This window comes from Acidovorax sp. NPDC077693, assembly GCF_044542805.1.
Lineage (GTDB): Bacteria > Pseudomonadota > Gammaproteobacteria > Burkholderiales > Burkholderiaceae_C > Acidovorax.
Genome location: NZ_JBITVD010000002.1, coordinates 56,924 through 79,946, shown reverse-complemented (window position 1 = coordinate 79,946; position 23,023 = coordinate 56,924). Strand labels below are relative to the sequence as shown.

Below are 23,023 nucleotides of genomic sequence, written 5' to 3'. Positions count from 1 at the left end.
TTTTTGAATGTCCACTATGTACACGCGACTCTGCGCTTTCATTGCGCGCACCTGCCTTCAACTCGGGGTAGGAGGGCTCGTCCTGCTGGTTTGCGCCGTGCTCTACCAGGTCATCGGCCGCTACGTGTTCAACGACACACCCACCTGGGCCGAGAGCGGCGCCGTGCTGCTCGTGCTCTACGTGACCATGCTCGGCATGGCAGTCGGCGTGCGCGATGCCGGCCACATCGGTCTCGAATCCTTTCTGGTTCTGGCGCCCGACTGGCTGCGCACCAAGCTCGAGTTGCTGATCCACGCGCTGGTGCTGGTGTTCGGCGCCGTCATGGCCTGGAACTGCGGCGTGCTGGCCGAATCGGTGGCTCCTTACAAGATCCCCACGCTCGGTATCTCCGAAGCCTTCAAGTACGTGCCGCCCGCCATGGCCGGCGTGCTGGTGGCCATGTTCTCGCTGGAGCACATCATCGCCATCCTGCGCGGCGTCGAGGTCGAGCCCGCCTGGCATTGAGCGGCCGTTCCTGCGCGCTCACACCGTCTTCTCACCGATTTCCACCGAGATTCCACCACCATGGCGTTGACCATCCTCTGCGTGACCTTCACGCTCCTGCTGCTGCTGGGCGTGCCCGTGGCCTTTTCCATCGGCCTGTCGTCGCTGGCCACCATCCTGTATGAAGGCCTGCCGCTGGCGGTGGGGTTCCAGCAGATGATTTCGGGCATGAACCCGTTCTCGTTCCTGGCGATTCCGTTCTTCATCTTCGCCGGCGAAATCATGATGTACGGCGGCATCGCCGACAAGATCGTGGACTTCGCCAAGAGCGTGGCGGGCCATGTGCGCGGCGGCCTGGGCATGAGCAACGTGCTCGCCTGCACGCTGTTCGGCGGCGTCTCGGGTTCGCCCGTGGCCGACGTGTCTGCCATGGGTGCCGTGCTCATCCCGCAGATGAAGAAAGAGGGCTACCACGCCGACTACGCCGTCAACGTGACCACCCACGCATCGCTGGTGGGCGCGCTCATGCCCACGTCGCACAACCTCATCATCTTCACGCTGGCGGCCGGCGGCAAGGTGAGCATCGCGGCGCTGATCCTCGCGGGCATCGTGCCCGCCCTGCTGCTGACCATCTGCAACCTGGCGGCCGCGTACTTCGTGGCCGTCAAGCGCGGCTACCCCGCGGGCACCTTCCCCGGCTGGGAGATCGTGTGGATCTCGTTCCGCGCATCGCTGCCGGGACTGGCCGTGGTGGTGATCATCATCGCGGGCATTCTGTCGGGGGCCTTCACGGCGACCGAGTCCGCGTCGGTCGCGGTGCTGTGGGCGCTGATCCTGTCGGTGTTCGTCTACAAGCGCCTCACCCGCGAGCAGTTCCTCAAGGCCGCGTCCAAGGCCGTCAAGACCACCGGCACGGTGCTGCTGCTCATCGGCATCTCGTCGATGTTCGGCTACCTCATCGGTTTGTACGGCGTGGCCGAACTCACGGGCGATGCGCTCAAGTCCATGACTTCGTCGCCGTGGGTCATCTTCCTGTGCGTGAACATCATCCTGTTCGTTCTGGGCACGTTCCTCGACATGGCGGCGACCATCCTCATCTGCACGCCGATCTTCCTGCCCATCTGCCAGCAGTTCGGCATGTCCACCGAGCAGTTCGGCATCGTGATGCTGATCAACTGCGCGCTGGGCCTGAACACGCCGCCCGTGGGCACCACGCAGTTCATCGGGTGCACCATCGGGGGCGTTTCGGTGGGCGAGGTGATGAAAACCATCTGGCCGTTCTACGGTGCGCTCATCGTGGCGCTGATGCTGGTGACCTATGTGCCGCAGTTCTCGATGTGGCTGCCGGACCTGGTGCTCAAAGGCGGCTGAAGCGACGTGATCTGACCTGAAGCACAGGGGGCGTGGCTGCAAGCCTGCCCCCTGACTGCATTTGAGCCGTGCGGCGTGATGGTGGATGAAGTGCCATGCGCGCTGCCGGTGGTGACCCTGGCGGCGCAGTGCGCATGTTTTGTGCACGCTGTGCAGCGCCAGCAAGAAGTGAAAGAAGTGACAGACCCGATGCGAGAAGCCCTCACCATCCGCATGCATGCGGAAGACAACGTCGCCATCGTCGCCAACGACGGTGGCCTGCCCGCCGGCACCGTGCTGCCGCCCGGCGTGCCCGGCGCCGGCATCGCGCTGCGCTACAAGGTGCCCCAGGGCCACAAAGTGGCGCTGGCGGACATCCCCGAAGGCGGCGTGGTGCGCCGCTACAACGTGCCCATCGGCTATGCGCTCAAGGACATCGCGGCCGGCAGCTGGGTGCACGAGCGGCTGCTGCAGATGCCCTCGGCCCGTGCGCTGGAAGGCCTGCCCATGGCCACGGTGAAGCCCCCGGTGCTGGAGCCGTTGACGGGCTACACCTTCGAGGGCTACCGCAACGCGGACGGCTCGGTGGGCACGCGCAACATCCTGGCGATCACCACCACGGTGCAGTGCGTTGCCGGCGTGGTCGCGCAGGCCGTGCACCGCATCAAGACCGAGCTGCTGCCGTTGTTTCCGAGCGTCGACGACGTGATCGGCCTGGAACACACCTACGGCTGCGGCGTGGCCATCGACGCGCCCGACGCGGTCATCCCCATCCGCACGCTCAAGCACATCAGCCTGAACCCCAACTTCGGCGGCGAGATCATGGTGGTGAGCCTGGGTTGCGAGAAACTGCAGCCCGATCGCCTGCTGCCCCCGGGCAGCTTCCCCATCACCGACGAGCGCGATGCGGCCCTGGGCCCCGAGACGGTGTGCCTGCAGGCCGACCACCACGTGGGCTTCATGTCGATGCTCGACGACATCGTGCAAAGCGCCAGGCCTCACCTTGCGCGCCTGAACGCCCGCCGCCGCGAGACCATCCCGGCCAGCGAGCTGGTGCTGGGCGTGCAGTGTGGCGGCAGCGACGCGTTCTCGGGCGTCACCGCCAACCCGGCTGTGGGCTTTTGCGCCGACCTGCTGGTGCGCGCAGGCGCCGCGGTGATGTTCAGTGAGAACACCGAGGTGCGCGACGCGGTCGAGCAGCTCACCAGCCGCGCCGCCACGCCGGAGGTGGCCGAAGCCATCGTGCGCGAACTGGGCTGGTACGACCGCTACCTGGACCGCGGCCGCGTGGACCGCGCAGCCAACACCACGCCGGGCAACAAGGCGGGCGGCCTGTCCAACATCGCCGAGAAGGCCATGGGCTCCATCATCAAGAGCGGCACCGCGCCCATCTCGCACGTGCTGGCCCCGGGCGAAAAACTGCGCCGCGACCAGCGCGGCCTGGTGTACGCCGCCACGCCCGCCAGCGATTTCATCTGCGGCACGCTGCAGCTGGCCGCCGGCATGAACCTGCATGTGTTCACCACCGGCCGGGGCACGCCCTACGGCCTGGCCGAATGCCCCGTGGTCAAGGTGGCCACGCGCAGCGACCTGGCGCGCCGCTGGCACGACCTGATGGACATCAACGCCGGCAAGATCGCCGACGGCGAGGCCACCATCGAAGATCTGGGCTGGGAGATGTTCCACCTGCTGCTCGATGTGGCCAGCGGCCGCAAGAAGACATGGGCGGAGCAGTGGAAGCTGCACAACGCGCTGGTGCTGTTCAATCCGGCGCCGGTGACTTGAATCGGATGGCAATGTGCTTCACCCACAGCCGTTCGGGCTGAGCCTGTCGAAGCCTCGCACTGCGCTTCGGCAGGCCTGTCCTGAGCCCGTCGAAGGGCTCGGCGTGAACGGTGTGGATATTTACGAATGGGTGCGTAGGACCGGTCTGAAGCATGCTTTTTGAGGGACCGTACTTGGTCGTCCCCTCCATCCTTCAAACCCACCAAATACCCGGTCGGGCTGAGCTTGTCGAAGCCCTGCGCGGCGCTTCGACAAGCTCAGCGTGAACGGGTTTTAAGTTTTTTTTCGAGACAGATCCATGAGACACGATCTGCCGAAACCCCATCCCCACAGCCCGTCCTTGCACGGGCTGTGTCACTAGAGAGAAAGACGAATCCCATGCCTCACACCCGATTTTCCGACCGCAAGGTCGTGGTGGCGCTGGCGCTGCTGTGTTGCCTGCTCTGGGGCAGTTCCTACCCCGCCATCAAGACCGGCTACGCCTGGTTCGGCATTGCGCGCGACGACATCCCATCGCAACTGGTGTTCGCCGGCTGGCGCTTTCTGGGCGCGGGGCTCATCCTGCTGGCCTGGGCGCTGAGCCAGCGCAAGTCCATCGTGAACCTGGGGGCGGGCAGTGCGCGCCAGCTGCTGGTGCTGGGCCTGTCGCAGACCACGCTGCAGTACGTGTTCTTCTACGTGGGGCTGGCCTACACGACGGGCGTCAAGGGCTCGATCATGAACGCCACCGGCACCTTCTTCAGCGTGCTGCTGGCGCACTGGGTCTATCACAACGACCGGCTGAGTCACGCCAAGCTCTGGGGCTGCCTGGTGGGCTTTGTGGGGGTGATGGTGGTCAACCTGGGGCGCGGCACGCTGGACATGGACTTCACGCTGCTGGGCGAAGGCTTCGTGGTGATCGCAGCCTTCGTGCTGGCCGCGGCCAGCATCTACGGCAAGCAGGTGTCGCAGCGCATGGACTCGGTGGTCATGACCGGCTGGCAACTGGGCATTGGCGGCGCGGCGCTGCTGGCCGTCGGCGGGGTGCTGGGCGGCTCGCTCACGGGCTTTACCTGGGGCTCGGCTGCGCTGCTGGTGTACCTGGCGCTGCTGTCGTCGGCCGCGTTCTCGCTGTGGAGCATCTTGCTCAAGCACAACCGGGTGAGCCAGATCACGGTGTTCAACTTCACGGTACCGATCTTCGGCGCGGCGCTGTCGGCGCTGTTCCTGGGCGAGGCGCTGCTGGAGTGGAAGAACCTGCTGGCCCTGGTGCTGGTGTGCGCCGGCATCTGGCTGGTCACGCGCGATGCGCCTGCGGCCACGCCGGCCACGCCCCCTGCCAAGCCCTAGACTCGCTGCCCATGGCCCATACCCTCCATCGCGACGCGTTCACGCACACCCTCCACGGTCAACCCACCGACCTGTACACCCTGCGCGGCGCGGGCGGGCTGCAGGTGGCGGTCAGCAACTACGGCGCCCGCCTGGTGCAGGTGGCGGTGCCGGACGGGCAGGGCGGCCTGGCCGACGTGGCGCTGGGCTACGACAGCCTGCAGGGCTACCTGGATGGGCAACTCTCCATGGGCGCCATCATCGGCCGCTGGGCCGGGCGGCTGCGCCACGGACAACTGAAGTTGCCCGATGGCACCACGCTGCAGCTGCCCACCAACAGCGGTCCGCACCACCACCACGGCGGCCCGCTGGGCAGCCGGTTCCAGGTGTTCACGGTGGCCGAGGCGCGGCCCGATGCACTGCGCCTGCAACACGTGTTTCGCACGCAGGACGACGGCGTGCCCGGCACCGTGCGGCTGACGCTGGACCTGGCCATCGCACCCGACAACGCGCTGCACATGGCCTGGACGGCCGAGGTGGCCGATGCGCCCACGGTGGTCAACATCACCGGCCATGCGTTCTTCAACCTGGCCGGTGCGGGCAGCACGCACGGCCATGTGCTGCAGGTGCCCGCCAGCTACTATGTGCCGCTGGCGGCGGATGTGTGCCCCGTCGGCACGGTGGAGCCGGTGCAGGGCACGCCGTTCGACTTTCGTGCGCCCCGCCGTGTGGGCGATGCCGTGGCGCACCCGCACGGGCAACTGGCGCGCGCAGGCGGGCTGGACCACTACCTGGCCTGGGGCGACGCTCCCGGCGCCGCGCTGCCCGCCTGGGCTCTGCAAGCACCCGCGCTGGCCTCGCCGATCACGCCGGGGGGCCTGCGGCCCGCAGCCCTGCTCAGCGACCCTGCCAGCGGGCGCGCAATGCAGGTGTGGACCACTGCTCCGGGCGTGCAGGTGTATGCCGGCCACGGCCTCAAGGCCGACCCGATGCGTGACAGCGGGCGCAGCGCCATCGGCGCGCCCGGCACGCCCTGGCTGTGGCAGCCCGGCGACGGCATTTGCCTGGAGCCCATGGAGTACCCCGACGCGCCCAACCACCTCGGCTTCGGCGCGCGCTGGTGGCAGCCGGGCGAGCTGGTGCGCGGGGCCATCGTCTACCGGTTCACAGGCTGATGCGTCCGCTTGCCTTCATGGGTTTTCAAGCTTTTCAGGCCTCTACCGCTTGTCTGGCAAGCGCTGTCAGCTATTGAATTGATAGCTATGCCTGCTGGGCTGCTGCGGCCGCCTCGCGCTGCAGGTGCTCCTGCACCACCGCCGCCAGCCAGTCCATCACCACCCGCACGCGCTGGGGCAGGTGGCGCCGGTGGGCATACAGCAGCGTCACGGGCATGGGCGGGGCAGGGTGGTCCTGCAGCACTTCCACCAGCAGCCCCTTGTCGATCAGCTCGCGCACGCCCAGCAGCGGCGCCTGGATCAGGCCCAGCCCGGCGGCGCAGGCGCCCAGGTAGGCCTCGGCACTGTTCACGGTGACGCGCCCGTCCATGGGGTGGAACTGCGGGCTGTCGCCGTCCTGCACCTCGAAGCCCGCCGAGCGTGTGCCCAGCGTACTCACGTAGTGCACCAGGTCGTGCTGCGCCAGGTCGGCCAGCGTGCGGGGCGTGCCCTTGCTGGCCAGGTAGCCGGGGCTGGCGCAGGTGGCCACGCGCACCACGCCCAGCGGGCGCGCCACCAGGCCGGGCTCTGCCACCGGGCCCACGCGGATCACGCAGTCAAAACCCTCGCGCACCAGGTCCACGCGCCGGTCGGTGCTGCTCAGCTCCACCTGCAGCAGGGCGTGGCGCTGCAGCAGCTCGGGCAGGCGCGGCAGGACCAACTGGCGCGCGATGCCGGTGGACATGTCGATGCGCACCCGGCCCTGCGGGTCGGCGCCCTCGGGGTGGGTGAACAGGGTTTGCAGCTCTTCCACGTCGGCCAGCAGGTCCTTGCAGCGCTCGTAGTAGACCTGCCCGTCCTGCGTCAGCTGCACGCGGCGCGTCGTGCGGTGCAGCAGGCGCGTGCCCAGCTGCGCCTCCAGTTGCTGCACGGCCAGCGAGGCGTTGGCCTTGGGGATGCCCAGCACCTGCGCGGCCTGCGTGAAGCTGGCCAGCTCGGCGACGCGGGCAAAAATCTGCATGCGGTCAAAGGGGTTCATTGGCTATTTATTTTTGAACAATCAATTCAATTTTGCCTGGTTTATGTATCCGTGGGGAATCAATAAAGTTCGCTTCATGCCCGCTGCACCCCGTGGCAGGCACCCCACCCCTACCCGAGGACCTTCTCATGACCGCACCGGCACACACTTCATCGTCTTCCTCCACCCCCATCGTCCTCGTCACCGGCGGCAGCCGGGGCCTGGGCCGCAGCGCCGCGCTGGCGGCTGCGAAGAGCGGCATCGACGTGGTGCTGACCTACCGCCAGCAGGCCGCCGAAGCCCAGGCCGTGGTGGCCGAGATCGAGGCCCTGGGCCGGCGCGCCGTGGCACTGCCGCTGGATGTGGGCGACGTCGGCAGCTTCGAGGCGTTTGCCGGCCAGCTGTCGCAGGCCCTGCAGTCCGGCTGGGAGCGCGAGCGCATCGACTTCCTGGTCAACAACGCCGGCATGGGCGTGCACGCAGCGTTTGCCGAGACCACCGAGGCGCAGTTCGATGCGCTGGTCAACGTGCACCTCAAGGGCGTGTTCTTTCTCACGCAGCGCCTGCTGCCGCTGATGAACGACGGCGGCCGCATCCTGAACTTGTCGTCGGGCCTGGCCCGCTTCGCCTTGCCCGGCTATGCGGCCTATGCGGCGATGAAGGGCGCCATCGAGGTGCTCAGCCGCTACCTGGCCAAGGAGCTGGGCCCGCGCGGCATCGCCGTGAACGTCGTGGCCCCGGGTGCCATCGAGACGGATTTTGGCGGCGGCGCCGTGCGCGACAACGCACAGCTCAACGCCTTTGTCGCCGGCCAGACCGCGCTGGGCCGCGTGGGCGTGGCGGAGGACATCGGCCCGCTGGTCGCAGCCCTGCTGCAGCCCGCCACGCGCTGGGTGAATGCGCAGCGCATCGAGGCCTCGGGCGGCATGTTTTTGTAGAGTGCACCCCCTGAGGCGCTACGCGCCTTCCCCCTCTCTCTACGCGCTTTGCGCTAGGGAGGGGGACGCCACCGGTGCACGCAAGCGCAGCGCCGCATACGCAGCATGGCGGCCCTTGCACGGTGGCACTGGCCTGGGGTCGCGCCAGTATCGAAGGCCCTTGGGCGGGAAAAGAATGCTCCAAATGCACCCACATGCACATCCCGCAGCCTAAGTTTCGTCTAAGTGTCGCTGCCCACACTGCCTTCCATCGCAACCCTGATTGAAAAGGCAGACACCATGAGCAACACGCTTGCATCCACTCCCCGCCGCCTGATTCTGGCCCTGGTGGCCGCGGGCGCTCTGGGCGCCACCGGCGCCGGGCTGATCAGCGGCCACCAGGCCCGCGCGGTCACGCCGGCTACCCCCATCGTGGCGCAGACCCCTGCGGCACCCTCGGGCGGCGCACTGCCCAGCTTTGCGCAGATCACGGCGCAAAATGGCGCGGCGGTGGTCAACATCAGCGTCACCGGCAGCACCAAGGCCGCCATGGCCAACGATGACGATGACGACGACGAAAGCCAGCCCACCGCCCGCCAGGGCCGGGGCCCTCAGATCGATCCGAACGATCCGTTCTACGAATTCTTCCGCCAGTTCGGCATGCCCGGCGCGGGCGCGCAGGGCCGGCCCAACGTGCCCACCCACGGCCTGGGCTCGGGCTTCATCGTCAGTCCCGACGGGCTGGTGCTGACCAACGCGCACGTGGTCAAGGGCGCGAGCGACGTCACCGTCAAGCTCACCGACCGGCGCGAGTTCCGCGCCAAGGTGCTGGGCTCGGACCCCAAGACCGATGTGGCCGTGCTCAAGATCGACGCCAAGGACCTGCCCGTGGTGCGCCTGGGCAGCACGCGCGACCTGCAGGTGGGCGAATGGGTGCTGGCCATCGGCTCGCCCTTCGGCTTCGAGAACAGCGTGACCGCCGGTGTGGTCAGCGCCAAGGGCCGCTCGCTGCCCGACGACAGCCTGGTGCCCTTCATCCAGACCGACGTGGCGGTGAACCCCGGCAACTCGGGCGGGCCGCTGTTCAATGCGCGCGGCGAGGTCGTGGGCATCAACTCGCAGATCTACAGCCGCTCGGGCGGCTACCAGGGCGTGTCGTTCGCGATCCCCATCGAGCTGGCCGCCAGGATCAAGGACCAGATCGTCGCCACCGGCAAGGTGCGCCATGCGCAGCTCGGCGTGGCAGTGCAGGAGGTGAACCAGGCGTTTGCCGAATCCTTCCAGCTCGACAAGCCCGAAGGCGCACTGGTGGCCAGCGTGAGCAAGGGCAGCCCCGCCGAGAAGGCGGGCCTGCAGCCCGGCGACGTGATCCGCCAGGTGGACGGCCATGCCATCGTCGCCTCGGGCGACCTGCCCGCGTGGGTGGGCCAGGCCCAGCCCGGCCAGCAGGCCAAGCTGTCGGTGTGGCGCCGCGGCCAGCCGGTGGAGCTGACCGCCACCCTGGGCGACGCCAGCGACAAGGCGGGCAGCAAGCAGGCGCGCGCCGAAGAAGCCGTGGGCAAGGCGCAGCTGGGCCTGTCGCTTCGCCCCCTCGATGCTGACGAACGCCGCGAGGTGGGCGTGAGCGAGGGCCTCGTGATCGAGCAGGCCCGCGGCCCCGCTGCCGCCGCGGGCGTGCAGCCCGGCGACGTGCTGCTGGCCATCAACGGCGCACCGGCCAAGAACATCGACCAGGTGCGCACGGCGATGGCCAAGGCCGGCAAGTCGGTGGCGCTGCTCATCGAGCGCGACGGCAACAAGATCTTTGTGCCGGTGCGTTTGGGCTGATGGGCTGATGGGGGGATGGGGGTGAGGTGGGTGGGGTGGGAGGAGCGGGGCGGGGTGCCCCAACCTCCACACCTCAGCCCGACCCTACCCGTTCGGGCTGAGCCTGTCGAAGCAAGGTCACCGACCGTGGCGGCACTTCGACAAGCTCAGTGTGAACGGATTGGGGATTAACTGCCCGGCATGCAATACATGCTCCTAGGCTCCACCCGTAGCGCCCCAACCCCTTAGCGCCCCCACCCGTTCGGGCTGAGCCTGTCGAAGCCAGGGCGCAACCCCACTCCCGCCATTCGCTATGCTCGCCCCACCATGCGACTGCTCCTCGTAGAAGACGACACCATGATCGGCGAAGCCGTGCAGGACCTGCTGCGCGCCGAGAACTACGCGGTCGACTGGGCCCGCGACGGCAACGCGGCCGACACCGCCCTGCGCACGCAGGCCTACGACCTCGTGCTGCTCGACCTGGGCCTGCCCCAGCGCGACGGGCTCTCGGTGCTGCGCGACCTGCGCACGCGCAAGGACCGCACCCCGGTGCTGGTGGCTACAGCCCGCGACTCGGTCACGCAACGCATCGAAGGGCTCGACGCCGGCGCCGACGACTACGTGCTCAAGCCCTATGACCTGGACGAACTGCTCGCCCGCATCCGTGCCCTGCTGCGCCGTGCCGCCGGCCGGGCCGAGCCGGTGTACGAACACAAGGGCGTGTGCATCAACCCCGCCACGCGCGAGGCCTCGGTGCAGGGCGTGCCGGTCGTGCTCTCGGCGCGTGAATGGGCGGTGCTCGAGCCGCTGATCGCGCGGCCGGGCATGGTGCTGTCGCGCCAGCAGCTCGAAGACAAGCTCTACGGCTGGGGCGACGAAGTCAGCAGCAACGCGGTCGAGGTGTACATCCACGGGCTGCGCAAGAAGCTGGGCGCCGAGGTGCTGCTGAATGTGCGCGGCGTGGGCTACCTGGTGCCCAAGGCATGATGGAAAAAATCACCCCAGCCCTGCAAGCCGTGCGCGCGGTGCTGCCGCGCTCGCTGCGCACGCGGCTCTTGATCTTCATCCTGGCCGCCATCGTGCTGGCCGGCGCCGTGCAGGGCGCGCTGGCCTACCGGGGCGCGCTGGCCGAGGCCGACACGCTGTTCGACTACCACATGCAGCAGACCGCGCTGGCGCTGCGCTCGGGCCTGCCGGTGGACGCGCAAGGCCTGGGCCCGGGGCTGGACCCGGAGGACGAGAACCACGAATTCATCGTGCAGGTGTGGACCAACGAAGGCCTGCGCATCTTCGAATCCGCCGTGGGCGCGGCGCTGCCGCAGATCGCGGTGCTGGGCTTCACCGACGTGCAGGCACGGGGCGGCACCTACCGGGTGTTCTCGATGCAGACGCGCTCGCAGGTCATCCAGGTGGCGCAGAACATGGCGGCCCGCCGGGGCATGGCGCGCGCCCTGGCGCTGCGCACGCTGGCGCCGCTGGCCTTCATGGCGCCGCTCTTGGTGCTGGCCGTGTGGTGGGGCGTGAGCCGGTCGCTCGCGCCGGTGGAGCGCGTGCGCCGCCAACTGGCCCAGCGCCAGGCCGACGACCTCTCGCCCGTCAGCGACGCGCAGTTGCCCGACGAGGTACAGCCCCTGGTGAGCGAGCTCAACCTGCTGTTCGAGCGCGTGCAGCGCGCGTTCGACGCGCAGCAGCACTTCGTGGCCGACGCCGCGCACGAGCTGCGGTCCCCGTTGGCCGCGCTGCGCCTGCAACTGCAGGGCCTGCAGCGCGCGGGCGACGACGCTGCGCGGGCCGCCGCCATCGAGCGCCTGTCCTCGGGCATCGATCGCGCCACGCGGCTGGTGGAGCAATTGTTGACTCTGGCCCGCCAGGAGGCGGGTGCGGCGGCTCCCGGCGCACACACCGAGCCGGTGGACCTGCAGGCCGTGGCGCAGCTGGCGCTGGCCGACGTGGCCCCGGCGGCGCAGGCGCGGTCCATCGACCTGGGCCTGCTCGACTCCGATGCGGCCACCGTACCCGGCAACGCCGAGGCGCTGCGCATGCTGGTGCGCAACCTGCTCGACAACGCCGTCAAGTACACGCCCGCGGGCGGCCGGGTGGACCTGCAGGTCCGGCGTGCGGCCGACGGCCAGGCTGTTGAATTGACGGTGGAAGACAGCGGCCCCGGCATTGCCGAGGAACACCGCGCCCGCGTGATGCAGCGCTTCGTGCGCGAGACCAGCGACGGCGCACCGGGCAGCGGCCTGGGCCTGGCCATCGTGCAGGCCATTGCGCAGGCCCACAGCGCCGTGGTCGCGCTGGACGCATCGCCCCGGCTGGGCGGGCTGCGGGCCACGGTGCGGTGGCCGGGCGTGGCGTAGGCGGCTCCCGCGCGTGGGCACGGCTGCCTGCGCGCAAGCCCGACCGGGTGAGATGCCCGTGGCACTGGCCCCGCACTGGCCCCGCACTGACGCCGCACGGAGGCAGCACTCATGGGGCGCTGGTCAGTGCGTTGTGTGGATGCTATAGTTTTGGTAGCTGCTTGCGCTTGTCCATCCAGCGGAAGGTGCCAAAAAAGATCAAACTCTGGCGTGCGGCGTGGCGCTGGGTGGAGAGCGGTAGCGCTGCTGCGTCGCCCGGGTGCCAGGGCACGCGCCTGCATCGCCGCACAATGCGCACGCTGCGGGCCGCCGTGTCGCACGGGGGCCGTGCGAGCCTGGCCTGCCGTGCGTTTCCTCAGGGCTTCAACGGGATCGTCATCACATGAATTTCATCGTTCTGGGCGCGGGTGCCATCGGCTGCTACGTGGGCGGGCGGCTGGCTTCGCAGGGCCATACGGTATGCCTGGTGGGCCGTCCCCACGCGCTGGAGCCCATCGCGCTGCAGGGCCTGCGGGTGACGGACCTCGGCGGCCTCGACCAGCAGGTGCCGCCCACCGCGCTGCGCATGGCCACCACCCTGGCCGACGCGGTGCCCCGCGCGCAGAGCGTGGTGCTGCTGTGCGTCAAGAGCGGCGCCACCGAAGCCGCCGCGCGCGAGCTGGCTGCTGCCTGCCCGCCCGGCACCCCCGTCATCTCGCTGCAGAACGGCGTGGACAACGTGGCCCGGCTGGCCGCGCTGGCCCCCGGCCTGAAAGTGCTGGCCGGCATGGTGCCCTACAACGTGGTGCTGCGCGGCGCCCATGTGCACCGCGCCACGGCGGGGCACCTGCAGCTGCAGCGCGACGAGGTCACCGAAGGGCTGGCGCCCCGGTTCAACGCCGCGGGCCTGGCCACCGTGCTGCCGTACGACATCCGGTCGGTGCAGTGGGGCAAGCTGCTGCTCAACCTCAACAACCCGGTGAATGCGCTGTCCAACCTGCCGCTGCGCGAAGAGCTGCTCGACCGCGACTGCCGCTTCGTCTTTGCCGCGCTGCAGTCCGAGGCACTGGTGGCGATGGCGCGCGCCGGCATCTCCCCGGCCAAGGTCACCGCGGTGTCGCCGCGCCTGCTGCCCCATGTGCTGCGCCTGCCCAACTGGCTGTTCACGCGGCTGGCCCGGCGCATGCTGCAGATCGACGAAAAGGCGCGCTCGTCCATGTGGGACGACCTCGAGGCGGGCCGCGTGACCGAGATCGACGCCATCTGCGGAGCGGTGGTGCGGCTGGCTGCGCAGCACGGTGGGCAGGCGCCGCTCAGTGCGCGCATGTGCGAGTTGCTCGGTGGCCCGCGGCTGCGGTTGACGGGCAGAGAAATGCGCAACGCGTTGGGTCTGGCGTGAGACCGGATGTGCCGGGAAGAAGCTTGGCGCCTTGCCGTCGAACCCAGGTCGATGGCTTGCCAAGGCGCATGCGCTCCCTGTCCCAACCTTCCATCCCTGCGTTGCGCAGACCCCCCCGCCAAGCTGCGTTCACGTCAACGCTGCGTTGGGGCCGCTAAGCTTTTGATCATGCGCAAATTCATTCTCCTTGCAGCCGCTGCGCTCGTGGCATCGGCCCCCTCCCTCGCCGCACCACCGCGCACGGATACGCTGGTCATCAGCCCATCCGAAGGATGGGCCGCGGTCGGTTGTACGCCAGACCCACTCTGCGTGGAAATCGCTCCCTCCGAGCCCGGCTGCGAAGGCCAGGCATGCCCCAACGGCGCAGCCGATGGCACGGACGTGAGCCTGCAGTTGCCTGGCGGTCAGGGCGATCCGGCGCACACGCTCTATCGGATAGCAGGGCTGCCATCCGCAGATGCTTATGCCCGGCTGTGGCCCAAGCTCATCCGCTTCCAGGGCGGCATCCTTGTGGGTGTGCAAATGGAGGAGCGCACAATGTATTCGGGCGGTGGGGCCAGTGCAACCACCCTGCATCTCATCGCCTTTGTGCCCGACCAACTACCGTTCGAGGTCCTGCGTGTTCCACAGAGCTCCAGCGCGACGATCCGGGCGTGTTTCAATGAGCGCCACATGAAGCAGCGTGCCGGGGCCTGCCACGATGAATACAGCTTCGACGCGAGCCTCGCCCTGATGCAAGCATCCGCTGCAGGATGGCCGGTGCTGCGCTATCGCAGCAAGGCGACATCGTTTCCGGGGCACGTGTCGCGGTCCAAAGACTCGCTGGCGGCGCGGCCACTTCGCCAGCGCGACCTGGTGACCGTGACCGATCCCCGATGCAGCTACCAGCGGTTGTATCGCTTCACCCCGCAGGCCCGCACTTACGTGCCCGACACCCCAGCGCCCGATTGCACGGATTACACCGTGCCCTGACGGGCTGCGCGCTCACCGGCGGTTGCCGGGCCTGACGGCCAGTGCGACGATGGCGATACCGCCAGCGATGATCAACGCGTCTTCAATGAGGCCGCTGCGCGTCTGGCCGATGCGTTTCATGGCGCTTTTTCTGGCGTTCAAGGTGACGTAAGCCAGAGGCACCGCGGTGGCCACCGCTGCCAGCGCTCCGGCTTGCTCACGCCCGCGCGGGGCCAGGGCCGCACCGGCGATGCCGGCGCTCATGGTCCGCGCCAGCAGGCCCAGGGCCACCGTCCTGTCGGGGGCTGTCTTCATCTTGTCGCCGGCCAGTTCCCCGGCGCCCATGGCGAGAGCGCCATACTTGAACAAGGGGCGGTCCAGCAATGCGAGCCTGCCGGGCGTGGAGCGCCCCAGCAGCCTCGCTGCCGACAGCGTGGCCATCGGTGTCATCGAGCGGGCACTGGCAACCGCGCCAATGAGCACGGACCAAAGGAGACCAGGCGTTTTCATGTGTTGTTCCCATCGGTGATGTTGATGGGAAATCGTCGGCGCCAGCTGGCGATCCAGCTAGGGCCCGAATTCGCTGGCAGCCGTAGGACGTTGGGCCGTGGGGTCATTGAGGGGCTCATTTCGTTCGGACCCCTTGCGCCCCCAAGCTCCTCAACCAAAGACCAAAGACCAAAGACCCACGATGACAGAGCCAAGCACCAACATCACCCCTGCAGCCGGGGTCGCCATTCAGGCCCCAACACCCTCGCGCATGCCCATTCCCAGCGGCACCTTGAGCCCCGCTTTCAAACACCCCAGCGACACCGACGTGCGAAAGCGCCGCACGTTGTCGTCCCCGTCGAACAGCCGCCGCGTCAGCGCCTCGTAGTCCGCCATCGACGCCACATTGACCACCAGCAGGTAGTCCGCCTCGCCGGTCACGCTGTAGCACTGTTGCACCGCGTCTTCGGCGGCGATGCGCGCGCGCAGCGGGGCCGTGCGGTCGGGGCGCTCGTTCTCCAGGTGGATCTCGAGCACGATGGTCAGCGGCATGCCCACCTTCACCGGGTCGATCACGGCCACGTTGGCGCGGATCACGCCGCTGTCCTGCAGCCGCTTGATGCGCCGCTGCACGGCGGGCGCCGACAGATTGACCGCCCTGGCGATCAGGCGCTGCGGCGTGGTGTTGTCCGTCTGCAGGATGTCGAGGATGGCCAGGTCGAAGCGGTCCAGGCCCGGGTGCGGCAGGGGCGCGGTGGCGGAGCCGGAGGCAGAAATGGGCGTGGTGGGCATGTCGGCAGCCTTCCAGTGCAGGGCAGGGGCGAGTGAGCGAAAGTTGCGTGAAGGGCTTCGAAACAGAGCCAAAAACACGCCGCGGTCGAACTATATTTTTACCCATGACCGCGTCCCCCTTTCAACGATTCATTCCCTTCCTGGCCGTGCTGGGCTCCGTCACGGCCCTCGGGTTCGGCACGTCGTGGGCCAAGCAGATCCTGTTTCCGGCGGTGGGCGCGCAGGGCACCACCGCCGTGCGCGTGGGCCTGTCGGCCGTGCTGATGCTGCTGCTGTGGCGCCCCTGGCGCTGGCGTCTGTCACGCGCCGATGCCGTGGCGATTGCCTGCTACGGCGCCGCGCTGGGCGCCATGAACCTGATGTTCTACATGTCGCTGCGCACGCTGCCGTTCGGCCTGGCCGTGGCCATCGAGTTTTCGGGGCCGCTGGCGGTCGCCATCTGGTCGTCGCGCCGCGCGGTGGACTTCGTGTGGGTGGCCCTGGCGATGGCAGGCCTGGGCATGCTGCTGCCGCTGGGCCTGAACGGCAGCGCGCTCGACCCGATGGGCGTTTTCTACGCGCTGGCTGCCGCCGTGTTCTGGGCGCTGTACATCGTGTTCGGCAAGCGCGCCGGCCACCTGCGCGCGGGGCACACGGTATCGCTGGGGCTGCTGGTGGCCGCGCTGGTGGTGGTGCCCGTGGGCGTGGTGCATGCGGGCGCCGCGCTGCTCACGCCCACCGTGCTGCTTGTCGGCTTGGCCGTGGCGGCCATCTCCAGCGCCATCCCGATCTCGCTGGAAATGATGGCCTTGAAGCGCCTGCCCAAGGAGGCCTTCGGCATCATGATCAGCATGGAGCCCGCCGTGGCCGCCGTGCTGGCCATGGGCCTGCTGGGCGAGCATCTCAGCTTCAATCAGTGGCTCGCCATCGGTCTCATCGTGTCGGCATCGATGGGCACGGCCATGACGGCCGGGCGGAGCAAGCCCGCGCTGCGCGAACCCGCCGTTGCCTAGGGGTGGAGGGCGCTGGCGCTCCGGGCTCGCCATGGCGAAACAGAACCCGGTGGTTGCGGGTTCGTGCCCGCGATGGCAGACCCGTGGTTCGGTCCATCTGCGGCGGCTACTTGGCCCGCCATGCCTTTTCGATGGTGGCGATGTCGATCTTGCGCATGGTCATCATCGCCTCGAACACCCGCTTGGCCGCTGCGCGGTCGGGGTCGGCCATGGCGGTGGTCAGCACGCGCGGGGTGATCTGCCACGACACGCCCCAGCGGTCCTTGCACCAGCCGCATGCGCTCTCCTGGCCGCCGTTGCCCACCACCGCGTTCCACAGCCGGTCGGTCTCGGCCTGGTCGTCGGTGGCGATCTGGAAGGAGAAGGACTCGTTGTGCTTGAAGTGCGGGCCACCGTTGAGCCCCACGCAGGGAATGCCCGCCACGGTGAACTCCACGGTCAGCACATCGCCCTGCTGTCCATCCGGGTAGTCGCCCGGCGCCAGCATCACCGCGCCGACGGAACTGTCGGGAAAGGTGGCCGCGTAGAAGTTGGCGGCGCTCAAGGCATCGCGCTCGTACCACAGGCAAATCGTGTTCTTGCTGATCATGGGTTGGCTCCTGGAAAAGGTGGATCCGCCGTGCATCCGGGTGGCCGTCATCGTAGTCATGTCCGGCGCAGTGTCCAAAGGTTTGTCACACGCGACGGGAGTGGCCCCGTGCGTCGGTCATGGCCGGTTCACCGTGGCTCGCAGGCCCGTGCGCCGTGCCGCGGGTGTGCAACGTTTATGGCGTGAATGTGCACATCTGTATCGCAGCCACAGCACTACAGACGCGTAAGGAATGACCTACAGAAATGGGCCCTGTGTTTTTTCAACATGGGTTTTCGCATGAGGAATAGGCCCATGCGCTTTTCATTGAAACGAGGAGATTGCAATGGCATACCGTGACGACGAAGAACGCAACCGCAACCACGCACGCGAGTACGACAGCGACGGCGGTCGGCATCAGCAGCATCAGCAGCAGGAATACCGCAGCGGCAGCGGCTATGGCAGCCACGACGGCCAGCACGACAGGCAATACCAGGCGCAGAGCGACGGCGGCCGGTACGGCTCCGACAGGGACTTTGGCGCCCCGCAGTCCCAGTACCAGGGCGGCCGCAGCGATGAGTCGCAATACGGCGGCTACGGCCACAACGGGCCGGGCGGTCGTTACGGCGGCGGCAGCTTCGGCCCCCGGGGTGGCCAGCAGGTTCAGCAAAACCGCTACCCGCAAGGTGACCAGCAACAACAAGCCTACGACTGGGGCGGTGCACGCCAGCCGGGCGGCAGCTATGGCGGGCGTGAGCAGTTCTCCGAAGGCTATGGGGGTGGCAGCCAGCAGGACCGCTTCGGGGGCGGGTTCTACGGAGATTCAGACCGCTTCAGTGCCGGGCGCCACCAAAGCCAGCAAGGCCACGATCCGGACTACCTGCAATGGCGCAACGAGCAGATCCGCAGCCTGGACAAGGACTATGAAACCTTCCGCGGCGAGCGCTACCAGAAATTTTCGGACGACTTCAGCACCTGGCGCAGCAACCGCACCAAGAGCACCGACCAGAACCAGCAGACCGCCAGCGCGAAGAACAAGGACCAGACCAAGTGACCGTGCTGCAGCGCAGTCTTGTTAGCGCTGTGCATCGCGAAGGCCTCGGCACCCCTGCCGGGCCTTTTTTTGCGCCTTGGCCGCGCATGCAAGGGTTGGGTGAACCTCTCGCAGCGCACCCCGTTCTGGGCCCGCCTCCTACGCCGAGCGCGTGCGCCACCGGGCCCAATTCAATTTTTGCCCCAGGAGAACGCCATGGCCACCGACCCCGCAGAACACCCCATCCACAAAGTCCCCGATACGTTTCCCTTGCCGCCCGGCGACCTGCCGCCCAGCACGGAGCCGCTCACGGTGCCGCCACAGCCGCAGTTGCCGCAGTTGTCTGCTTCGGATCCGTATGAGGGAGAGCAAGAGGATGAAAACGGCGATCCCGTGGGCCAGCCACCCCGGATGTGACGAGGGTGGAGGGTGATGCCGACGGCATCACCGTGCGGCAGTGAGGCCTGCGCTTCGATGGCCTGATGGGGAAAGCCCGGGCCGCTGCGAGCGATCTTCAAACGGGCTCTTGCCGCATCTTGCGCAGGCACCGCCTGCCGCCCCAGTGCCCGCAGTCGGATGCGCGTGTGGCTGGTGGTCGGCGTGGCGTGGTTCATGCGGCAGCGCCTGTCAGCTGTCCTTGCGCCAGCAGTTCGCGGGTGCGCTGCAGCGTCGACAGCAGCGCGCTCCGATAGCCCTTGTCGCCGTCCATCCAGGCCTGCTCTGCCTGCTCCTCGGGCCCACCGGGCGCCTTGCCCCGCAGGCCCAGATAGCCGTAAAAGCGCAGTTGCAGGTTCCCTTGGTCGTCCTCGAACAGCTCGTTGACGATGGCGCCTTCGCGCGGGCCGGTGGCCTGGAAGAACGTCACCTTGCTGTGCAGCTCCAAGGTGATGATCTCGCGCAGTGCCTGGCCGGCGATGGTGGCCTCGCGCACGAAGTGGGTATCGCTCTCTTGCACCACCTCGCAGTGGGTGCACAGGTTCGGCGGCAGAAACAGCCTTGCATCGCGGGCCTTGAGCACCAGACCCGCCCACGCCTGGGCGCGGGTGAGCGGGACTTGGCCGGCAGGGTTCACGGGGACGGTGGCGGTGGAGTAGATCATGGTGGTGTCCTCTGGGGCAGATTGGGCCTGGGGTGGGGGTGAACGTTGTGCGTGCAGCACTCAGGCCGCCGTGGCGACGGCGTGCGCAAAGTCACGGTACGCATGCAGCGGGCGCCCGAGCAACTGCACCAGGCGCTGCACGTCGCCAGCCTCCGGCACCATCCCGTCGGTCAGAAAGCGCTCGCTCATGAGACGCATGTCATACGCCATCCAGTGCGGCATGGCGTGGCGCAAGTTGGCCTCGAAGCCGGCGGTGTCGTCGCCGCCGTAGGCAACGGGGCGGCCCAGTACCGACGACCAGATGCCGGCCACCGCTTCGCCGGTGAGCGTGTCGGGGCCCACCAGGTTGATGCGTGCCAGCGGCAGCTGCCCGCTGGCCTGCTCGCGGCGCAGCAGTTCGATGGCAGCGACCTCGGCAATGTCCCGCACATCCACCATGGCCAGGCCCTTGTTCCCGATGGGCATGGGGTAGATGCCATGGTTGCGCACGACATCCTTGATGCTGTGGTCGTTGTCCATGAAATAGGCCGGCCGCAGGATGGTGGCGCCGAATCCCATCTGCTCCAGCATGCGCTCCACGCCGAACTTGCCCGCGAAGTGCGGAACGTTCAGGTAGCGGTCGCTGTGGATCACCGACAGGTAGACCACGCGCTCGATGCCCGCTTCGCGTGCAAGGTTCAGCGCCACCAGCGCTTGCGTGAACTCGTCGGGCACCACCGCATTGAGCAGGAACAGCGTGGAGACACCGTCGAAGGCGCGGCGCAGGGCGTCGATGTCGAGCAGATCGCCCTGCACGGTGTGCACGCCCGCCGGGAGGTTCGCCTGGGCCGGCTTGCGCACCAGCGCGCGCACATCGGCGCCCCGGTTCACCAGTTGCTGAACGACTTGGCGGCCTACGTTGCCCGTGGCGCCGGTGATGAGAATGGTCATGAAATAGCTCCGTTGCGTTGAAGAAGCCCGAATCTTCATCGTTTCATTCCATGTGCGATAGACGCTATATTTGGACTTTGCGTCTCACTGGTGGAACACATGGACTTGCTTGCTCTGGCGGACTTCACGCTGGTGGCCCGGCACGGAGGCTTCGGGCGGGCTGCCCGCGCATCGGGCCGCCCGAAGGCCACCCTCTCGCGCCGGGTGGCGGACCTGGAGAGCGGTCTGAACCTGCGGCTTTTCGAGCGCGGGCCGCGGGTGCTCAAGCTCACCGAAGAGGGGCGGGCGCTGTTCGAGAAAACCTCGGTGCTGCTGGCCGAGCTGGACGAAACCACCGCCGCCATCGCCTCCGGTGGCGATGCGCCCCGAGGCCGGTTGCGGGTCAGTGCCCCGCTGCTGTTCTCGCAGGCTGCCATGGGCAAGCTGGCAGCCCGCTTCGCCTTGAAGCACCCGGAGGTGCGGCTGGAGGTCACGACCGAAGACCGGGCCGTGGACATGGTGGAGGAGGGCTACGACCTCGTGATCCGCGTCGACCCCGACCCGGACGAACGCCTGGTCGGCCGCATCTTCCTGCGCGACCGGATCGTGGTCGTTGCAAGCCCCCAGCTCCGCAAGCCGCGCGCTGGCGCGACCACTGCGGCGGTGGTGCGGGGAAGCGCGGGTGCGGACGCCAGCGCCGTTCCTGCCGCCATCTGGAACCTCACCAACGCGAAAGGTGCGCCGCAGCGCCTGGCGGTGCAACCCGTGCTGCATCTCTCCTCGCTGTTCATGGTGCGCGACGCGGTGCGTGCGCAGGTGGGCGCTGCGCGGCTGCCCCTGTCACTGGTGCTGCACGACCTGGCAGCCGGAACCTTGGTGAAGTGGGGGGATGTTCCAGGGTCCGAGATAGCGCTGTGGGCGCTCTACCCCTCGCGCCGCCTGCTCAGCCCCCGTGTGTCGGCGTTTCTGGATCTGCTCAAGGAGGCCTTTCCAGAGGGGACGCCGCAAGAGTTGGCGGCTTACGTCGCTTGACCCTCGTGCAGCGGCGAACTGGCTGGAGCGTCGCTGCGCATGGCGTGGCCGCGATGCGCTACAACGCGAGTGTTTGGCAATGCGGGGAAAGCCAGGCTGCCGTTTCTTGAGTGTCCGTACGGTGATCTCGGTTCAGTTGACTTTTCCAGGACGCCGTTTGAACACCAAGCGGCTACCGTCCGATGTATGCAACGTCAACCGCGGCAAGCCATCTTCATCTGCATCGACGTGGGCCCGATTCTGGCCGATGGCAACCACGGTAAAAGGCCCCGACATCACTGCGGGGGCCTTTTGCATTTCAGCGCCCAGTGCGAGCCTGGCTGTCATCATCGCGAGGCTCAGGCCGCCGCAGCGTCCTCCGCGCGCTTGAGCTGCAGCGGCTGCACTGGCGTGAGGTCAGCATGAATCGCCCCGGCTTATCTAGACACTTTTGAGCCGTTGGGAATGTCGCTGTTCGAACTCTACAGGGGATAGTCCTGCCGCCGATGAATGACGGCGCTGTGAGTTGTAGAACATTTCGATGTAGTTGAAGACGTCCGCTCTCGCGTCATCACGGGTTGCATAGACCCGCCTGCGGATGCGTTCGCGCTTGAGCAGTTGGAAGAAGCTCTCAGCCACAGCGTTGTCGTGGCAGTTGCCACGCCGGCTCATGCTGCTGACCAGGTTGTGCTCGCGCAGGAAGGTCTGCCACTCGTGGCCGGTGAACTGACAGCCTTGATCGGAATGAACCATGACAGGTGCACGCGGCTGGCGGCGCCATAGCGCCATCAGCAGTGAATCGCCCTGGGTTTTGAGGAGGCTCAACACTCTGAGAGGATTGAGCCATGTAGAAGTCAAACAAGTTCTCGCCGGAGGTGCGTGAGCGCGCAGTGAGGATGGTGCAGGAGCAGCGCGGGGAGTACCCGTCGCTGTGGGCAGCCATCGAATCCATCGCCCCCAAGATTGGCTGCGTGCCGCAGACCTTGAACGAATGGGTCAAGCGCGCGGAGGTCGACGCTGGCGTGCGTGAAGGCGTCACGACCAGCGAGGCTCAGCGGGTCAAGGAACTGGAGCGCGAGGTCAAGGAGCTGCGGCGGGCCAATGAGATATTGAAGCTGGCCAGCGCGTTTTTCGCCCAGGCGGAGCTCGACCGCCGCCTGAAGTCTTGAAGACTTTCATCGATCAGCATCGCAATGCTTTCGGGGTCAAGCCACTCTGCAAGGTTCTGTAGGTTGCCACGTCGGCGTATCGACGTCATGCCGCGCTGCTGCGCCAGCCCCACAGGCGCTGCGCCCGCGCCAAACGCGACGAGTTGCTGATGCCACAGATTCAACGCGTCTGGCAGGCAAACATGCAGGTATACGGCGCCGACAAGGTGTGGCGGCAACTGGCGCGCGAAGGCGTGACCGTAGCTCGCTGTACTGTCGAGCGGCTGATGCGCAGCATGGGACTGCGCGGAGTGATGTGTGGCAAAGTCGTACGCACCACCATCGATGACGCCAAGGCTGTGTGCTCGCTGGACCGGGTAAACCGGCAGTTCCGGGCAGAGAGGCCCAACCAACTGTGGGTACCCTATTCGATCCTAAAAAATCTCAGCGCTATATCACCTCCTAGAGCCT

General features: G+C 67.7%; 21 protein-coding genes, 2 pseudogenes and 1 other annotated feature. Of the genes and pseudogenes, 16 read left to right on the top strand and 7 right to left on the bottom strand.

The window, feature by feature from the left end:
• Positions 1-16 precede the first annotated feature (16 nt).
• The 5 genes from ACIGHN_RS02510 (at position 17) to ACIGHN_RS02490 (ending at position 6,102) form a co-directional block, all read left to right on the top strand.
• Positions 17-505 carry a TRAP transporter small permease gene (locus ACIGHN_RS02510; RefSeq protein ID WP_056417796.1) on the top strand — a complete coding sequence of 163 codons (489 nt, stop codon included), beginning with the start codon at positions 17-19 and terminating at the stop codon, positions 503-505.
• A gap of 60 nt (positions 506-565) precedes the next feature.
• The gene (locus ACIGHN_RS02505) at positions 566-1,855 is read left to right on the top strand and encodes a TRAP transporter large permease (RefSeq protein WP_056417799.1); all 1,290 of its coding nucleotides are present in this window, start codon (positions 566-568) and stop codon (positions 1,853-1,855) included.
• Positions 1,856-2,044: 189 nt separating this feature from the next.
• Positions 2,045-3,619 (top strand): galactarate dehydratase, encoded by a 1,575-nt coding sequence (gene garD, locus ACIGHN_RS02500; RefSeq protein WP_396503146.1) that lies wholly within the window; start codon positions 2,045-2,047, stop codon positions 3,617-3,619.
• A 378-nt stretch (positions 3,620-3,997) separates the two neighbouring features.
• Positions 3,998-4,948 (top strand): DMT family transporter, encoded by a 951-nt coding sequence (locus ACIGHN_RS02495; RefSeq protein ID WP_396503145.1) that lies wholly within the window; start codon positions 3,998-4,000, stop codon positions 4,946-4,948.
• An 11-nt stretch (positions 4,949-4,959) separates the two neighbouring features.
• Positions 4,960-6,102 (top strand): aldose epimerase family protein, encoded by a 1,143-nt coding sequence (locus ACIGHN_RS02490; RefSeq protein ID WP_396503144.1) that lies wholly within the window; start codon positions 4,960-4,962, stop codon positions 6,100-6,102.
• Between the two features lie 85 nt (positions 6,103-6,187).
• Here the strand turns inward: ACIGHN_RS02490 and ACIGHN_RS02485 are convergent, their stop codons facing one another.
• Positions 6,188-7,120, bottom strand: coding sequence for a LysR family transcriptional regulator (locus ACIGHN_RS02485; RefSeq protein ID WP_396503143.1), 933 nt, complete (start codon positions 7,118-7,120; stop codon positions 6,188-6,190).
• Positions 7,121-7,248: 128 nt separating this feature from the next.
• Between ACIGHN_RS02485 and ACIGHN_RS02480 the strand changes: the two genes are divergently transcribed.
• The 6 genes from ACIGHN_RS02480 (at position 7,249) to ACIGHN_RS02455 (ending at position 14,532) form a co-directional block, all read left to right on the top strand.
• Complete coding sequence (locus ACIGHN_RS02480) at positions 7,249-8,037, top strand: SDR family NAD(P)-dependent oxidoreductase (protein WP_396503142.1); 789 nt, start codon at positions 7,249-7,251, stop codon at positions 8,035-8,037.
• 279 nt (positions 8,038-8,316) lie between these two features.
• Positions 8,317-9,843, top strand: a complete 1,527-nt coding sequence (locus ACIGHN_RS02475) for a DegQ family serine endoprotease (RefSeq protein WP_396503141.1) — start codon at positions 8,317-8,319, stop codon at positions 9,841-9,843.
• Positions 9,844-10,149: 306 nt separating this feature from the next.
• Positions 10,150-10,809, top strand: a complete 660-nt coding sequence (locus ACIGHN_RS02470) for a response regulator transcription factor (RefSeq protein ID WP_396503140.1) — start codon at positions 10,150-10,152, stop codon at positions 10,807-10,809.
• Positions 10,809-12,182, top strand: coding sequence for an ATP-binding protein (locus ACIGHN_RS02465; RefSeq protein WP_396503139.1), 1,374 nt, complete (start codon positions 10,809-10,811; stop codon positions 12,180-12,182). The genes ACIGHN_RS02470 and ACIGHN_RS02465 overlap by 1 nt, the downstream gene beginning before the upstream one ends.
• Positions 12,183-12,564: 382 nt before the next feature.
• On the top strand, positions 12,565-13,560 hold the full coding sequence (locus ACIGHN_RS02460) for a 2-dehydropantoate 2-reductase (protein ID WP_396503138.1): 996 nt from the start codon (positions 12,565-12,567) through the stop codon (positions 13,558-13,560).
• Between the two features lie 168 nt (positions 13,561-13,728).
• Positions 13,729-14,532, top strand: a complete 804-nt coding sequence (locus ACIGHN_RS02455) for a hypothetical protein (RefSeq protein WP_396503137.1) — start codon at positions 13,729-13,731, stop codon at positions 14,530-14,532.
• Between the two features lie 12 nt (positions 14,533-14,544).
• On the opposite strand, the gene ACIGHN_RS02450 is transcribed toward ACIGHN_RS02455, so the two are convergent.
• Positions 14,545-15,021, bottom strand: coding sequence for a hypothetical protein (locus ACIGHN_RS02450; RefSeq protein WP_396503136.1), 477 nt, complete (start codon positions 15,019-15,021; stop codon positions 14,545-14,547).
• 228 nt (positions 15,022-15,249) lie between these two features.
• Entirely contained in the window at positions 15,250-15,792 is a 543-nt protein-coding gene (locus ACIGHN_RS02445) for an Lrp/AsnC family transcriptional regulator (RefSeq protein ID WP_396503135.1), read from the bottom strand.
• A 104-nt stretch (positions 15,793-15,896) separates the two neighbouring features.
• On the opposite strand from ACIGHN_RS02445, the gene ACIGHN_RS02440 reads away from it, so the two are divergent.
• Positions 15,897-16,784: an EamA family transporter gene (locus tag ACIGHN_RS02440; RefSeq protein WP_396503134.1), complete on the top strand. Its 888-nt coding sequence runs from the start codon at positions 15,897-15,899 to the stop codon at positions 16,782-16,784.
• A 106-nt stretch (positions 16,785-16,890) separates the two neighbouring features.
• On the opposite strand, the gene ACIGHN_RS02435 is transcribed toward ACIGHN_RS02440, so the two are convergent.
• On the bottom strand, positions 16,891-17,373 hold the full coding sequence (locus ACIGHN_RS02435; protein WP_396503133.1) for a VOC family protein: 483 nt from the start codon (positions 17,371-17,373) through the stop codon (positions 16,891-16,893).
• 325 nt (positions 17,374-17,698) lie between these two features.
• Between ACIGHN_RS02435 and ACIGHN_RS02430 the strand changes: the two genes are divergently transcribed.
• Together ACIGHN_RS02430 and ACIGHN_RS02425 are read left to right on the top strand one after the other, a co-directional pair.
• The gene (locus tag ACIGHN_RS02430; protein ID WP_396503132.1) at positions 17,699-18,406 is read left to right on the top strand and encodes a hypothetical protein; all 708 of its coding nucleotides are present in this window, start codon (positions 17,699-17,701) and stop codon (positions 18,404-18,406) included.
• Positions 18,407-18,601: 195 nt separating this feature from the next.
• Positions 18,602-18,802: a hypothetical protein gene (locus ACIGHN_RS02425; protein ID WP_396503131.1), complete on the top strand. Its 201-nt coding sequence runs from the start codon at positions 18,602-18,604 to the stop codon at positions 18,800-18,802.
• Between the two features lie 193 nt (positions 18,803-18,995).
• On the opposite strand, the gene ACIGHN_RS02420 is transcribed toward ACIGHN_RS02425, so the two are convergent.
• Both ACIGHN_RS02420 and ACIGHN_RS02415 read right to left on the bottom strand, forming a co-directional pair.
• The gene (locus ACIGHN_RS02420; protein WP_396503130.1) at positions 18,996-19,484 is read right to left on the bottom strand and encodes an AtaL-like protein; all 489 of its coding nucleotides are present in this window, start codon (positions 19,482-19,484) and stop codon (positions 18,996-18,998) included.
• A 60-nt stretch (positions 19,485-19,544) separates the two neighbouring features.
• Entirely contained in the window at positions 19,545-20,414 is an 870-nt protein-coding gene (locus tag ACIGHN_RS02415; protein WP_396503129.1) for an SDR family oxidoreductase, read from the bottom strand.
• A gap of 99 nt (positions 20,415-20,513) precedes the next feature.
• Between ACIGHN_RS02415 and ACIGHN_RS02410 the strand changes: the two genes are divergently transcribed.
• Positions 20,514-21,425: a LysR family transcriptional regulator gene (locus ACIGHN_RS02410; RefSeq protein ID WP_396503128.1), complete on the top strand. Its 912-nt coding sequence runs from the start codon at positions 20,514-20,516 to the stop codon at positions 21,423-21,425.
• Positions 21,426-21,845: 420 nt separating this feature from the next.
• On the opposite strand, the pseudogene ACIGHN_RS02405 reads toward ACIGHN_RS02410, so the two are convergent.
• Positions 21,846-22,205 (bottom strand): annotated as a pseudogene (locus ACIGHN_RS02405) (IS3 family transposase); the annotation flags it as partial.
• Positions 22,206-22,300: 95 nt separating this feature from the next.
• On the opposite strand from ACIGHN_RS02405, the pseudogene ACIGHN_RS02400 reads away from it, so the two are divergent.
• A pseudogene (locus tag ACIGHN_RS02400) lies at positions 22,301-22,974 on the top strand (IS3 family transposase); the annotation flags it as partial.
• Positions 22,528-22,644: a sequence feature (AL1L pseudoknot), on the top strand. It overlaps the preceding pseudogene by 117 nt.
• Positions 22,975-23,023: the final 49 nt, after the last annotated feature.